12 protein-coding genes are annotated in these 12,838 nt (G+C 37.7%); 1 reads left to right on the top strand and 11 read right to left on the bottom strand.

All coding sequences use genetic code 11. The features are described from left to right. Nucleotides 1-15 precede the first annotated feature (15 nt). The 5 genes from QE429_RS21175 to kynU all read right to left on the bottom strand — a co-directional run bounded on the left by QE429_RS21175 (nt 16) and on the right by kynU (nt 4,839). Nucleotides 16-513 (bottom strand): MarR family winged helix-turn-helix transcriptional regulator, encoded by a 498-nt coding sequence (locus QE429_RS21175; RefSeq protein WP_307289868.1) that lies wholly within the window; start codon nt 511-513, stop codon nt 16-18. 160 nt (nt 514-673) lie between these two features. After that, nucleotides 674-1,066, bottom strand: coding sequence for a hypothetical protein (locus QE429_RS21180; RefSeq protein ID WP_307289869.1), 393 nt, complete (start codon nt 1,064-1,066; stop codon nt 674-676). A 195-nt stretch (nt 1,067-1,261) separates the two neighbouring features. Then, complete coding sequence (locus QE429_RS21185) at nt 1,262-1,573, bottom strand: hypothetical protein (protein WP_307289871.1); 312 nt, start codon at nt 1,571-1,573, stop codon at nt 1,262-1,264. Between the two features lie 490 nt (nt 1,574-2,063). Beyond that, the gene (locus QE429_RS21190) at nt 2,064-3,464 is read right to left on the bottom strand and encodes an amino acid permease (RefSeq protein WP_307289873.1); all 1,401 of its coding nucleotides are present in this window, start codon (nt 3,462-3,464) and stop codon (nt 2,064-2,066) included. An 88-nt stretch (nt 3,465-3,552) separates the two neighbouring features. Next, nucleotides 3,553-4,839 carry a kynureninase gene (gene kynU, locus QE429_RS21195; RefSeq protein WP_307290910.1) on the bottom strand — a complete coding sequence of 429 codons (1,287 nt, stop codon included), beginning with the start codon at nt 4,837-4,839 and terminating at the stop codon, nt 3,553-3,555. Between the two features lie 211 nt (nt 4,840-5,050). Here kynU and QE429_RS21200 point away from each other — a divergent pair, with 211 nt between their 5' ends. Further along, a complete protein-coding gene (locus tag QE429_RS21200; protein ID WP_307289875.1) occupies nt 5,051-5,665 on the top strand; it encodes a TetR/AcrR family transcriptional regulator in 615 nt (204 codons plus the stop codon). A 102-nt stretch (nt 5,666-5,767) separates the two neighbouring features. On the opposite strand, the gene QE429_RS21205 is transcribed toward QE429_RS21200, so the two are convergent. The 6 genes from QE429_RS21205 to QE429_RS21230 all read right to left on the bottom strand — a co-directional run bounded on the left by QE429_RS21205 (nt 5,768) and on the right by QE429_RS21230 (nt 12,813). Further along, complete coding sequence (locus QE429_RS21205; protein WP_307289878.1) at nt 5,768-7,840, bottom strand: sigma-70 family RNA polymerase sigma factor; 2,073 nt, start codon at nt 7,838-7,840, stop codon at nt 5,768-5,770. A gap of 158 nt (nt 7,841-7,998) precedes the next feature. After that, nucleotides 7,999-9,414, bottom strand: a complete 1,416-nt coding sequence (locus QE429_RS21210; RefSeq protein ID WP_307289879.1) for a DUF4179 domain-containing protein — start codon at nt 9,412-9,414, stop codon at nt 7,999-8,001. Then, nucleotides 9,407-9,946: a sigma-70 family RNA polymerase sigma factor gene (locus QE429_RS21215; RefSeq protein WP_373463216.1), complete on the bottom strand. Its 540-nt coding sequence runs from the start codon at nt 9,944-9,946 to the stop codon at nt 9,407-9,409. Before QE429_RS21215 ends, QE429_RS21210 begins: the two co-directional genes overlap by 8 nt. A gap of 221 nt (nt 9,947-10,167) precedes the next feature. Then, on the bottom strand, nt 10,168-11,133 hold the full coding sequence (locus tag QE429_RS21220) for a tRNA dihydrouridine synthase (protein ID WP_307289880.1): 966 nt from the start codon (nt 11,131-11,133) through the stop codon (nt 10,168-10,170). Nucleotides 11,134-11,391: 258 nt separating this feature from the next. Further along, nucleotides 11,392-12,120, bottom strand: coding sequence for an amino acid ABC transporter ATP-binding protein (locus tag QE429_RS21225; RefSeq protein ID WP_373463274.1), 729 nt, complete (start codon nt 12,118-12,120; stop codon nt 11,392-11,394). A gap of 27 nt (nt 12,121-12,147) precedes the next feature. Then, nucleotides 12,148-12,813 carry an amino acid ABC transporter permease gene (locus tag QE429_RS21230; RefSeq protein WP_307289884.1) on the bottom strand — a complete coding sequence of 222 codons (666 nt, stop codon included), beginning with the start codon at nt 12,811-12,813 and terminating at the stop codon, nt 12,148-12,150. Nucleotides 12,814-12,838 lie beyond the last annotated feature (25 nt).

The raw sequence follows: 12,838 nt of genomic DNA on the forward strand, positions 1-12,838 counted from the left end.
CGTTATTTTAGAAATTTATTTTGTTTTTTCTTGAAAGTATAAAACATCAAAGAATTCACGATTATCCATTCCTTCTGCTGCCATTTTTTCCTTAACAGCAGAAACCAGTAACCTCATGCCCTTCTCAACAATCTCTTGTTCCTCTGGATTTAGGTGATTTAATACTTCCAATAATGACTTATTTGCGATTTCCGAAATGTCCTCATTTATTCCTTCATTTAATTCGTTGGATAGTGAAATATACACTGACCGTTTATCTTTAGGGTTTGGCGTTTTCACAAGAAGCCCTTTTGAAGTAAGTCGTTCAACGATATCTGAAACCGTACTTTGAGTCATTTTAAGGTTTTGAGAAAGATGTTTGATACTAATTTTTTTATGAGCAAATACTTCCCCAATGACTCTTGCTTGGGGAATAGTTACACCATGTTCTTCAGAATGTTTCTGAAGACTTTTCATTATATAACTTTGTAATAGATCAAGAGATTCACGAATATAAACAGCTTTTTCTTCCATTATTAACCCCTTTCAAAAAAATAGCACACGATACATCCTATAAGATACATCGTGTGCTATCTATCGTAAAATTTACTAGCCTATTTGTCAATTAAAAGGTGCCAGGGGGACGGTTCTCTTGGTTTTTCAAGAACGGTCCCCCTTTAATCGGTAATATGGCTTACCGTAAAATTATTTCTTGTGCTTTTTCCTTCATTTCGTTGAATCGATTATTTAAGAGTTTTAGGATCGTGTCATCGGCGGTAAAGTGCATGACAATGGACTGTATTTCACGTTTGTTGAATTTGCCACGTTCATGAATTTTAAATCCCCTGCCGTTAAGTTTATACCTGACCATAAAACTTTCAGCCTTTTTTTCTTCTCTCGGATAAACTTGTAGAAAATGAAGAACCGCCTCTTGGCATGTACAATCAGGATTCATACAATAGGAATCAACGATCAAAAATAGCTTTCCTAAATAATCTAAGGGGAAATAATCTGTGTCATTATTGGGGAAAATCTCTGAATAACAAACTGTCACGCCTTGAGCAATTTTTCTCAGAACTGCATTCATACTACCTCTCCTTTTTTATACTACGAAATAAGGGCAACTTTCCCGTTTATTTTTCTTATTAATGTATACTCGATTCATCACTTTAATAGAAAGTTAGTATATGAGGGCATGGTCGTGGGATTAAAATGGTGAAAATAAAAGGGGAAGATTGCAGGTTTAATAGAGATAAAAAAATTCAGAAACAGTTAAATTAACTTAGCCAAAATACACTCTTACACTCTCTTCTTTTTTTGCTGTTTCTAAACAGTTTTGTATAAACTCCAGGATTTGTTTTAAATCCCAATTCTGAGAATCACCGTTATTATATAGTTGCTTGTATTTATTCAAAGCCTTTTCAATTTGTGGAATGGAGTAAGTATTCCAATCTCCTGACCCACTAACTCCTGCATAGTATTTATGCGCTTCCAGCAAGCTGTACAGGATCGTAGCATTATAATTCCCCATGCTAAAACGTGCATAAGCAATTTCCTTTCCTGCTTTATTGACTCCATAAATATCGTGACCCATAATAATTCCTCCTACTAATTTTTTAATCATTTTATGGTCTTGAAAAACTGTAATAAGTAGTTTACTTGGTATATCACTCCTTTCAGTTTTTGTATTCTACAATTTTTCTTAAAACCGTTTCGAATAAATAAGTTTGTTATAGTAGAAAACTATGAAGATACAATTTTGAGGTTGTTTAGAAACGTTGGCATATTACAATTGTTGTTTTCATTAAGGGTTTTATGTGTACATAGGGGTTTAACATGGGGTAAGTGCCAGAGGCAAAGTGAAGTTTTCAATATAATAATTTCATGAACCGTTAAGCTTGTCAATAACCTATGATTCGACAAATTTCGGCGTTTAATAAGGGCATGCCACGGGGGTGGCTCTTCTGCCTTTGCAAGGCCTCTCTTATTAGCAAAGAGCCAGCAGAACCGTCCCCCCCCGGCACCATTAGTTTTACCAAAAATCAAAAAAGGCAACTGCCCAGGTTGGGTTAGTTGCCTTCAAATTATATAACCTTTTTATTCTGCCCCGAATTATAATTCTGTTTCCTATTAGAGCGCTTACCTTTCATTAAAAAATAAGCGACAGATAAGAAAAGCAACCATGGAATACCGAATTGTAGCATCATTTTAAACTGTGTAAACCATGATGTGATCATTAAACTCAGCAGTAGAAGTCCACCCAATATCGTTAAATATGGAAAGCCAATCATTCTTACAGGCAATTTCCGCCCACCCATTTCCTCCCATTTTTTTCGGAATGATAGATGGGAGATGAAAATAATTAGCCAGGTAAAGAGTGATCCAAACATAGAAATTCCCATCATAAAGGCATAGGACGAACTTGGGAACATTGCGTTTACAACTGCAGCAACAACTATTCCCATTGTTGAAACCCACAGTGCCGTTATGGGCACTCCCTTTTTATTCAAGCGACCAAATATAGCAGGTGCATAATTCTCCTTTGATAGTGAAAACATGGTTCGTGATGATGCATATAGCATTCCGTTCAAAGATGATAAAGCAGCTGTTAATACGATAAAATTCATGATACTGGATGCACCAGGTATATTTAAAATTTCCATTACCTTTACAAACGGACTTACTTCAATTCCTGCTGATTGCCACGGTACAATCATCAACATGACCGCCAAAGTCAACACATAGAACGTAGACAATCGGAATACTGTTGCTTTCAATGCTTTCGGTACAGCTACATCCGGATCTTTTGCTTCACCTGCAGTAACCGATACTAATTCAGTACCTAAAAAGCTAAATAGAGATATAAATACCGCAATCCACATACCTTTAAAACCAAATGGTAGAAAACCACCGTGATCTACTAGGTTCTTAGCACCTATATTTTCATGACTCGAAGTTCCAAAAAGAACATAAGCTCCAAGAAGAATAAACGCTATGATGGCACTAACCTTTATTACAGAGAACCAATACTCAAATGTACCAAATGCATTTACGCTGGTAGCATTTACATAAATGAGGACTGCTGCAAATACGACGATCCAAATGATCCCAGGGACACCTGGAAACCAGTATTTCATATATACATTGACCGCACTTATTTCCACCCCAATTGCAAGAACTTGAGCGATCCAATAGGAGTATCGAACAAGAAAGCCTACCATCGGATGTAGATATTTATCCGCAATCGTTCCAAAAGAACCCGATGTGGGATGTGCAACAGTCATTTCTGCCAAACATCCCATTAATAATAATACGATAAACGCACCGATGGAATAACTGAGTAAGACACTTGGTCCTGCAGTACCAATAGCTAGCCCGCTGCCCAGAAATAAACCTGTCCCAATCGCCATCCCCATAGAGATCATGGAAAGTTGTTTTGTTGTTAATTCCCGCTTTAATTCGTCACCACTATTTTTAATCCCCATCTATTTCATCCCCTTCATTAACTATAATGATTTGTCCGACCTATGCTGCCTATTTGTAACTACTACCATTGAAGGGATATAGAGTTTATTAAGCAACTACTTCTCGTTCATTCTTAAATTTCTCATACTGTTTTTCCACCATAATCTTTTTGAGCATTTGAACCACTTTCCAGACTTCCTCGTAGGACGTATATAAGGCAACAGGGGCTAGTCGAATAATATTCGGTGCTCGAAAATCTGGAATGATCCCATTTTCCTTCAAAGACTTACAGATTCTAGCTGCTTCCGCATGCTCAAGACTCACATGCCCACCACGTCGGACATCTTCTCTTGGAGTTCCAATATAAAATCCAAAATCTATTAATTCATTGTCAATTAAATTCATTAAATATTGATTGATTTTAAGAGATTTTTGGCGAATATTTTCAATACCTGCTTCTGTAAAAATCTCTAAGGATCCAATTAATGGAGCAACACTTAGTACATGAGGAGTTCCAATTTGGAAAGCACCTGCTGAATTTGCCGGGGTTAATGTATGCTCCATATCAAATTGTTTCTCTTTGTTAGAGCTAAACCATCCTGCTAGTCCAGGCATCTTTCCAAAATGCTTACGATTTACAAATAACCCTCCTACTCCACCAGGTCCGCCATTTAAATGTTTATAATTACACCAAAATGCAAAATCAACACCCCATTCACTAAAAGAATGTGGCATCGAGCCTACTGAATGGCATCCATCAAAAGCAATTAAGATACCTCTTTTATGTGCTTCTTCAGTTAATCGTTTTATATCTAATATTTGACCACTCCGATAAAGTACAGTGGGTAAAACGATTAAATGGATTGTTTCATCCATCGCTTCGATTATATCGTCCTCTTCTAAAAAACGGCCATCTCTGCTTTTCACACGGATGAGATGTGTATCTGGATCATATCCATGGTTCCTTAACTGGCTTTGAAGAGCATAAATATCGGATGGAAAGGTTAGTTCATCTGCTAAAATTTTTGTGCGTATTCCTTCTGGCTTATAAAATGTTGAAACAAGTTGGTGTAAATTAACAGTTGTAGAACCAGTTACAATCACTTCTTCTGGTGAGCCACCTACTAACGGAGCAAGACTCTTTCCTAGTTCTTCTGCCATAAAGAACCATGGATGGTTTCCTTGCGTCCAGCCATCGATTCCATATTCTTTCCAATCCGCTAAGGATTCTAAAAGCGTCTTTTCCGCCCTTTTCGAAAGAAGCCCTAATGAGTTCCCATCCATATAAATGGTTCCAGGTTTTAAATAAAATTCTTCTCGAAAACGTCTAAGAGAATCTTCCTTATCCAGTTCTTTCGCGTAATCTAAATCTGCTTTAAAGTTATTTACTAGCATCATGAATCTCCCCTTTTGAATGAATAATTTAGTTTTAAAAGCGCTTTCATAAATAAATATGACATCATGTCAACTTCATTATCTATTGAACATGACATGATGTCAATATTATTTTTTCTGATAATTATTACTATATGTTTCTTCTTACATCTCTTTCCTTTTTTTGAAAATCCATATATCCTAAAGATAATGAGTAGTGGAGGAGTAAAAAATGAATCAAAGTAATATTGAGGATAAACGACATTTACGCTCGATGATGACAAGGCAAAAGTTATTAGAGGCTGCTAGGGAAGTTTTTCTCGAGGAAGGCTTTCAAAAAGCGACAATCTCACAAATGATAAAAAAAGCAAACATCGGATATGGAACTGCCTATGTTCATTTTGAAGGAAAAGAAGACCTTTTAATTGTATTGATGGAGGATGTCATGGAACGATTTTATGACATTGCTGAAATCTCTTTCCTCCCAAAATCAAAACAAGAAGCCGAGGATATCATTTATAATCAAGCTAAAGCATTTTTATTAATGGCTGAAAGAGAACGGGATTTGATGCAGGTCTTTGAACAGGCTATTGGGGTTTCTTCTCTCATTTCTGATAAATGGAAAGTGATTCGTGAAAAATTTATTCAGCGAATCTCAAAGGACGTTTCCTATGCCCAACAAAACGGACTAGCTAGAACGGATTTAGATCATGAGATTGTCGCCCGAGGCTGGTTTTTTACGAATGAAATGTACTTATGGGAAATTGTTCGCAACGAACATCATCGCTCTGTTGAAGAGGTGGCTAAGACGATTACATCTATTTACACAAGAGGGCTTTATATTTAAGATGCCATGGGTGCCATGGGGACGGTTCTCTTGGCTTTTTCAGGAACGTCCCTTTTTTACAAAATGAGTTGCGCCACGCATTCCACATGTCCGGGGTTTAGGTTATTTCAACGAAATCTTCACAATATCATCCAAATATTTCGTTATATTATATCCATAAATCTCTAGTCTTTTGGGGATTATTTTTTCTCCAGTGTTGTTACCTTCTACCTTCATACTTTCAACTGTAACGAAATAACGGGGCTGCTCGATGTCTTCATAAGAGGCAGCCATATCTTCTTTGTATTCTTCTCCGTTTTTGTCAACGAGCACTCCTTCAGAACTCATCTCCATAGAACTTGGTTCATTTTCATCCTCACCGATAATATTGTATTGAAGCGACTCATATGCTCGATTCTCTACTTCATAATTGCTTATGACAATTTTGGTTGGCTGTCCAATTTCCACCCTGTCGATCGAGATTGTACTTCCTGCATATTCAAAGGTTTGAGGATATTCCTGGGTAGCATTCAGTTCGATAGTTTTTGGGTCTTGAATAGTTAAATGAATAGCGCCGAATTTAACGCTAACCGCTTTTGGCTTTTCTCCAAAAAGAGGGTCAAAGTTTGTTTGAAAAGTACTCCAATTCATTTCTTGTTTTGTATCTAAATAAGAGCGTCCATACAAATCCGCTTTCGCTTTCTTATTGTTCACTTCTAGATAGTCAAAATTGAGATTATCTATCCATTTTTCAGACTCGTCATTGGGAATACTATATTGCAGAATTGTCGCTGTTGGAGCAATGGTCAGTTTATCAAATCTAATGGGAATACCCTCGACTTCTGTTTTTTCATCCAATGCATATTCGGCGGAAGGTTGTTTTATTACAGGGATCTTGAAGTTCCACTCCCCTGTTTCATATTCCATGTTCTCGTAAGCCCTAATACTATTCAGATCAGAGGAATCACGAATCAATTTCTGAACCTTTGTGATTTTCAATTTGATAGTCCCGTTTTTCTTGGAGAGTGGCAGCAGACTCATCTTCCCGTGATACACGTTCTTTTTTTCGTTATTTACAGCGGATTCATGGTTAAGAGGATATTCCCTTAGATTTGCTTCTCGGCTCATGATTTCATAGGCATTCTCTACTAAAACCCCATCCTGACTATTCATCACATATTGATTATCTCCATCTGTATCTTCTATTTCATAAAAAACAATCGTTTGAACATCATCAGCAATCGCACCCTTGATCTTAATTTTTACCCCATTGCTTTCCGCTTCCAAATTCATCCTCTCACCCAGGCCTTGTTGAAGATACCTACTCAATTCTGGATCTTTTTCCGTCCATGAATAGTAGAGGCTGGCAAACGCTCCTGTAAAATATTCAATCCCCATTAACAATGCAAAAATACTTGCAAAAACAAGTCCCATTCTTTTACGTTTCTTATTCTTTTGTTGTCTGTGCTTTTCCACTTCAGCCAACCTATTTACGACGTTCTCCATGAAACCAGAAGGCACATGGAAACCCTCCAACCTTTCCGTAAGATTTAACATGGTTAACATGACATCCTGAAAGGCAGCCAAATCCTCCTGACAATTTTGGCAATGAAAAATATGTTTCTCTAAATCAATCTTTTTCGGTCGATCCATCGTTCTTTCTAGGTAATCCAAGTAACTCATATGATATTCTTCACAGCCATTAAAGGATGACCCGTACCCCATTACATTTCTTAGTGACTGGATTCCGGAAACCAAATGCTCTTTCAGCTTCTCTACTGAAATTTGGAGAAGCTGTGCCACTTCCTCATTAGGGATTCCTTTTATATATGTAAGTACCATCACATCTTTTTCGTACCCATTCAATTGATCTAGTGCTTTAAATAAATCCTGACGTGGTTCACTATCTCCTGAATCTTGTAAACTACTATTATCAGAAAGCTCCTGGCAAGTATGTATGAAAATGGATGTAACCCACATTTCGAATGATGTTTCATTTTTCATTTGTCGCATTTCCTTATGGGCTTTTATTATAGTCCTGAAAAATAGCTCTTCCATTTGCTGTTGACTTTTAAGATAGGACCAACCAAGTGCAAAGAACGAGTGTAAATGTTGCTCGAACCAATCTACGATGGATTCCATGCCTTTTACACTTACATTTGTGATCGAAATAGTATCTATTTTTGCTGGGACCATCTATGTGTTCCCCCCTTTTATCTTCTCTTTATACCTAATGATATAAGTTGAGTACGTTTTTTACAATATCTGTATAATATAAAAGAAGCAGGTGATACCTAATTAGGAATCCTGCTTCTTAATTTAAAACTATCTGCGGAACTACTTCGACCAAGAGTCTATTCTTCTTCCCTAGGAAGTTCAACTGTAAATGGTTTTAAGTCCTTAGATGGGACAAAGCTTGAAAAATCAAATAGCAACATGGTATTTTCCAGCTTAAAATTCTCAATTCTTTCTTCTCCGTTTAAATCAAAAGTAGATTGGAAGTGTGCTGTTTTCTTATCCATCATTTTTACTTTATTAAAAGGAATACCGTGGTTTTTAGGTGGCCATGCATTTTCCGGGTCGATCTTCGATAAGTAGTCCTTATCAACTAACCAGAAAAGGTATTTCAAATTATGGTTAATCGTTTCAAGTTTTTCTTTACTCATATTCTTCGGAAGCCCTGTAAGTTGATAATCTATGACCAATTCGCCACCTTTTTGAGTCACATCATTTACCTGCAGACCTAAATTGAACCGTGTGCTTTTTAAGGTGAAAGATTTACTACTTAAAAGCTGTTGTACTTTCGGATCTGCTGCAGATAAATGAGGATAAAAGGTAAGTGACGTAATATCTGAATCGAGCTTGGTCATTTCTCTCCTCATGGTGCTATGATATCCATCTGCTTGTTTCGATTCCTCGAGAGAGGTTGGGTTCTCAAACCTATACACTTTTCCTTTATTATCAACTGCTTTTTCTATATAAATGTCATCACCCTTGTATTTCTCGACGGTCTCATAAATAAGAGAAGAGGACGCTTTTGCAGTAAGAATCTCTTTTATGCTGATTTTCACCCCGTCTTCCGGATATCCTTGCTCCTTATTAATAGCAAGTGAACTGTTCTTTTCCTGTTGAATGGGGATATCAAAATTCCATTCACCTTTTATCCCGTTGATATTATGAATTGTTATAGGTAGAGTAGAATTCTCTTTAAATGATTGATATGGATATTGCATTTTCCATTGAAAGTTATAGCCATTTTCCACTTTCTTAATGTTATTTGACATTCCACCCAGCCAAGGGTCATGATCCCCTTTATTGTGTTCAAAGTTTACATCAAAACTTACTTCCCCTTTTTCGTTCCCACCCTTTTCAACATCCTCATTTACAAATCCTGTAATAGATACCACATTGCCATCAAAGTAAGCGCTGGTCAGTTTTACCGTTACCCCATTTTTGGTAAGTGATTGGTTTAATTCTGTAACTGCATCCTGGTTAGCTAATAGCATGCCTGTTGCATCATTAAATTCTTGAAAAATCCCGCCTATGAAAGGAGTTTTAGCTAATACTCTATTCATTGTAGGATTAACAAATCCTGAGGCAACAGTGATTCCAAGAAGAGCTGCAGCAGTCGCCACACTTACAAGAACCTTCCTATTCATTGCCTTTCCTCTATTGCCTTCCTTGTTAATCCCCTTTGAAATGGCGTTAAAAACTTTTTCTTTTGGCACAGGTATTTGCTCTATGGCTGTCTGGAATTCTTTGTTATCCATGGCATTTGTCCTCCTCATTTTTGTAGAATTTTTTTAACTCCGCTTTGCCTCTACTTAAATAAGTCTTTACCGTACTCTCTGGAATGTCCATGACACTGCTAATCGTCTTAATTGAGTAATCGTAATAGTAAAATAAGATAATCACCGTACGATAATTTTCTCTCAGCTGCTGAATGGCTTGAAGCAGCTGTAATGATTCTTCCATGTTTGGATTCACCTGCCCCGGCAGGTTTGACAAGATCTCATCACTCATAGGAACCACATTGCTTTTTCTCTTTAGGACCTGTCCCGCACATCGTATGACAATCCTGGTGAGCCAGGTCATAAAATACTCCGGATTTTTTAACGAATGGATAGAGGTAAAGGCCTGATAGGTTGCTTCTTGGACAACATCCAACGCATCTTCTTCGTTATGTACATAAAGATAAGCAGTACGGTAGATTCGTTCATAATGTTGTTGAACTAACTTTTCAAAGGCACTTTTATTACCTTTGATTGCTTTTTTAACTAGCCTGTGGCTTTCTATTTCCATCTTATTTGACCCCCTTTACTAATTAGTGGACTTTATAATCAAGAAAAGTTTCAAAAAGTTTAAGTTTTAATTTTGCTAAGGAAAAGCATACCATGGAATAAAATCCTAAGTTCAAAAAAATAAGCAGAAACCAAAATTGGTTTCTGCTTATTTTTGTAGGCAAGAATAAAATCCTCCGATTTTATACAAGAGGTACATCATTTTACATTTCCCCGATTCCATCAAGATTCTTTGACCCCAAAATTATCGAGCAATGCACGCACTTCATCTGTTGATTTCGTGTTCATCAATTGATTTCTTAATTCACCAGCCCCAGGGAATCCTTTGACATAAATCTTAAAAAAGCGATGAAGAGCCGTGAACCGTCTCAACTCTAAATGCGAATATTTATCATGAAGATCCATATGCAGTCTTAAAAGGTCAAGTAATTCCTGACTGTTATGATCTTTCGGCTCCTTTTCAAAGGCAAATGGATTATGGAAAATACCACGGCCAATCATAACCCCATCGACACCATATTGATGGGCGAGCTTCAATCCAGTTTGACGATCAGGAATATCCCCATTGATCGTCAAAAGGGTATCTGGTGCCACCTCGTCACGAAGCTTCTTAATCTCCGGGATCAGCTCCCAATGAGCATCGACTTTGCTCATTTCATCCCTTGTACGCAGATGAATGGAAAGATTGACAATGTCTTGTTCCAATATGTGTTTTAGCCAGACCTTCCATTCGTCTACATCCGAATAACCAAGCCTTGTCTTAACACTTACTGGCAATCCTCCCGCTTTTGCTGCTTGTATTAATTCTGCTGCAACTTCCGGGCGGAGGATCAGGCCACTCCCCTTTCCGTTCTGTACCACATTGGGTACGGGACACCCCATATTGATATCCAAACCCTTAAAGCCCAGTTCCGCCATACCAATACTCATTTGCCGGAAGTTTTCAGGCTTGTCCCCCCATATATGAGCGACAATTGGCTGTTCATCCTCTGTAAAAGTCAAACGCCCGCGCACACTTTTGATCCCATCTGGGTGACAATAACTTTCACTGTTTGTAAACTCTGTAAAAAACACATCAGGTCTGGCTGCCTGACTCACTACATGACGAAAAACCACATCCGTCACTTCTTCCATGGGTGCCAGTATAAAAAAAGGTCGCGGTAAGTCACGCCAAAAATTATCTTTCATAATTAAATTCAAATCCTCTCATTATGGGATACCAGTCCAAATCCTTGTCCCAAAATTAAAGAGCAGAATGTCCCTGCTTCCTTTACACTTATACCATGATTAAGTACTTTTTATCAAACGGATCGGAACTGTTTATTTTCTCCAAATTGCCGTCTTGGTACTCCCACCAACTGCATTTTTACAAAGTATTTATTTAGTCTACCTAGATTACAGACAAAATAGCCCAGTTTTATGACTGGGCCATTCCGGTATTTCAAATTATTTTAACATGGTTGCTTGCAGGAATTCTTTTGTACGTTGCTCCTTTGGATGATCAAAGAATTCATTTGGCCGATTTCTTTCGATAATTCTACCATCGTCCATGAGGACAATCCAATCAGCAACCTCACGAGCAAAGCCCATTTCATGGGTTACCACTACCATGGTCATTCCTTCATCGGCTAACTCCTTCATGGTTGTCAATACCTCACCAACCAACTGCGGATCAAGGGCAGATGTCGGTTCATCAAAAAGCATAATATCCGGCTTCATGGCCAGCGCCCTGGCAATTGCCACACGTTGCTTTTGACCGCCTGACAATTTGCTAGGATAAACATTGGCCTTATCCTCAAGACCCACCTTTTGTAGCAACTCGTTTGCTTCAGCAATGGCCTGGTCTTTTGGAATTTTCTTTACCATGATGGGTGCTTCAATGACATTTTCAAGGACGGTTTTATGTGGGAATAGATTAAAGTGCTGGAAAACCATTCCCACTGTTTGGCGGACATTATTAATATTGTGGGTTTCCGGGCTAATCTTTTCACCGCGAATTGAAATTTTCCCACCATCCCTTTTTTCTAAAAAGTTAAGGCATCTTAGTAGAGTACTTTTACCAGAGCCGGATGATCCGACCAAGCAGACAACTTCACTTTCATACACGGACATGTTTATATCTTTTAATACATGTAAACTACCATAAGATTTATGTAAGTTTTCTATTTTTATCATTTCTCGTTCATTCACTTTATTGTCCTCCTATCGATCACTAACTGCTAATCTCTTTTCGAACAGGCTCACCAGCATTGTTAATACAGCAACAAGTATTAGATAATAAACGGCTACGATTAACAAGTAGGTCATTTCATCGAAATTATTGGAACCCAGTGTCGTCGAAACATTGAACAGTTCATTCATGGAAATAAAGGCTGCCAAAGATGAATCTTTAAGTCCAATAATAAATTGGTTTCCAAGGGGAGGCAGTGCCCTCTTGAAAGCCTGTGGAAGAATGATCCGGCGCATGGCTAGTATTCTGGTCATGCCGAGAGAGCGTGCCGCTTCCATTTGCCCTTTATCAATGGATTGAATCGTCCCCCGAAAAATTTCAGCAATATAGGCACCATTATGGAAGGCGAGTGCAAGAGCCGCTGCCCAAAAGTCAGGAATGAGGAAAATTCCACTGAAGCCAAAATATAGAATGAAAATCTGAACAATGAGTGGAGTTCCCCTTACAAGGAATACATACGCATTTGAAATATAGCCCAATACTTTAATCCTTGATATTTTTAAAAGAGCAAAAAATAATCCAAATAAAATCCCAATTAAAATGGAAACAACCGTAAGCTTTAACGTCAACAGCGCCGCATCTATGAAAAGGTTTTTACTATTGATTAACGTATGTAAAAAGTGTGAAAAACTAGGCAAAATAACAACATCCTTTCTTTCTAAT

This window comes from Bacillus sp. SORGH_AS_0510 (genome assembly GCF_030818775.1).
GTDB lineage: Bacteria > Bacillota > Bacilli > Bacillales > Cytobacillaceae > Neobacillus.

Bases quoted from the DNA above. Each gene is read 5' to 3' on its own strand.
- QE429_RS21190 (WP_307289873.1), bottom strand. From the start codon at position 3,464: ATGGGGATTAAAAATAGTGGTGACGAATTAAAGCGGGAATTAACAACA.
- QE429_RS21205 (WP_307289878.1), bottom strand. From the start codon at position 7,840: ATGGTCCCAGCAAAAATAGATACTATTTCGATCACAAATGTAAGTGTA.
- QE429_RS21175 (WP_307289868.1), bottom strand. From the start codon at position 513: ATGGAAGAAAAAGCTGTTTATATTCGTGAATCTCTTGATCTATTACAA.
- kynU (WP_307290910.1), bottom strand. From the start codon at position 4,839: ATGCTAGTAAATAACTTTAAAGCAGATTTAGATTACGCGAAAGAACTG.
- QE429_RS21215 (WP_373463216.1), bottom strand. From the start codon at position 9,946: ATGGAAATAGAAAGCCACAGGCTAGTTAAAAAAGCAATCAAAGGTAAT.
- QE429_RS21185 (WP_307289871.1), bottom strand. From the start codon at position 1,573: ATGGGTCACGATATTTATGGAGTCAATAAAGCAGGAAAGGAAATTGCT.
- QE429_RS21180 (WP_307289869.1), bottom strand. From the start codon at position 1,066: ATGAATGCAGTTCTGAGAAAAATTGCTCAAGGCGTGACAGTTTGTTAT.
- QE429_RS21225 (WP_373463274.1), bottom strand. From the start codon at position 12,120: ATGATAAAAATAGAAAACTTACATAAATCTTATGGTAGTTTACATGTA.
- QE429_RS21210 (WP_307289879.1), bottom strand. From the start codon at position 9,414: ATGGATAACAAAGAATTCCAGACAGCCATAGAGCAAATACCTGTGCCA.
- QE429_RS21200 (WP_307289875.1), top strand. From the start codon at position 5,051: ATGAATCAAAGTAATATTGAGGATAAACGACATTTACGCTCGATGATG.
- QE429_RS21220 (WP_307289880.1), bottom strand. From the start codon at position 11,133: ATGAAAGATAATTTTTGGCGTGACTTACCGCGACCTTTTTTTATACTG.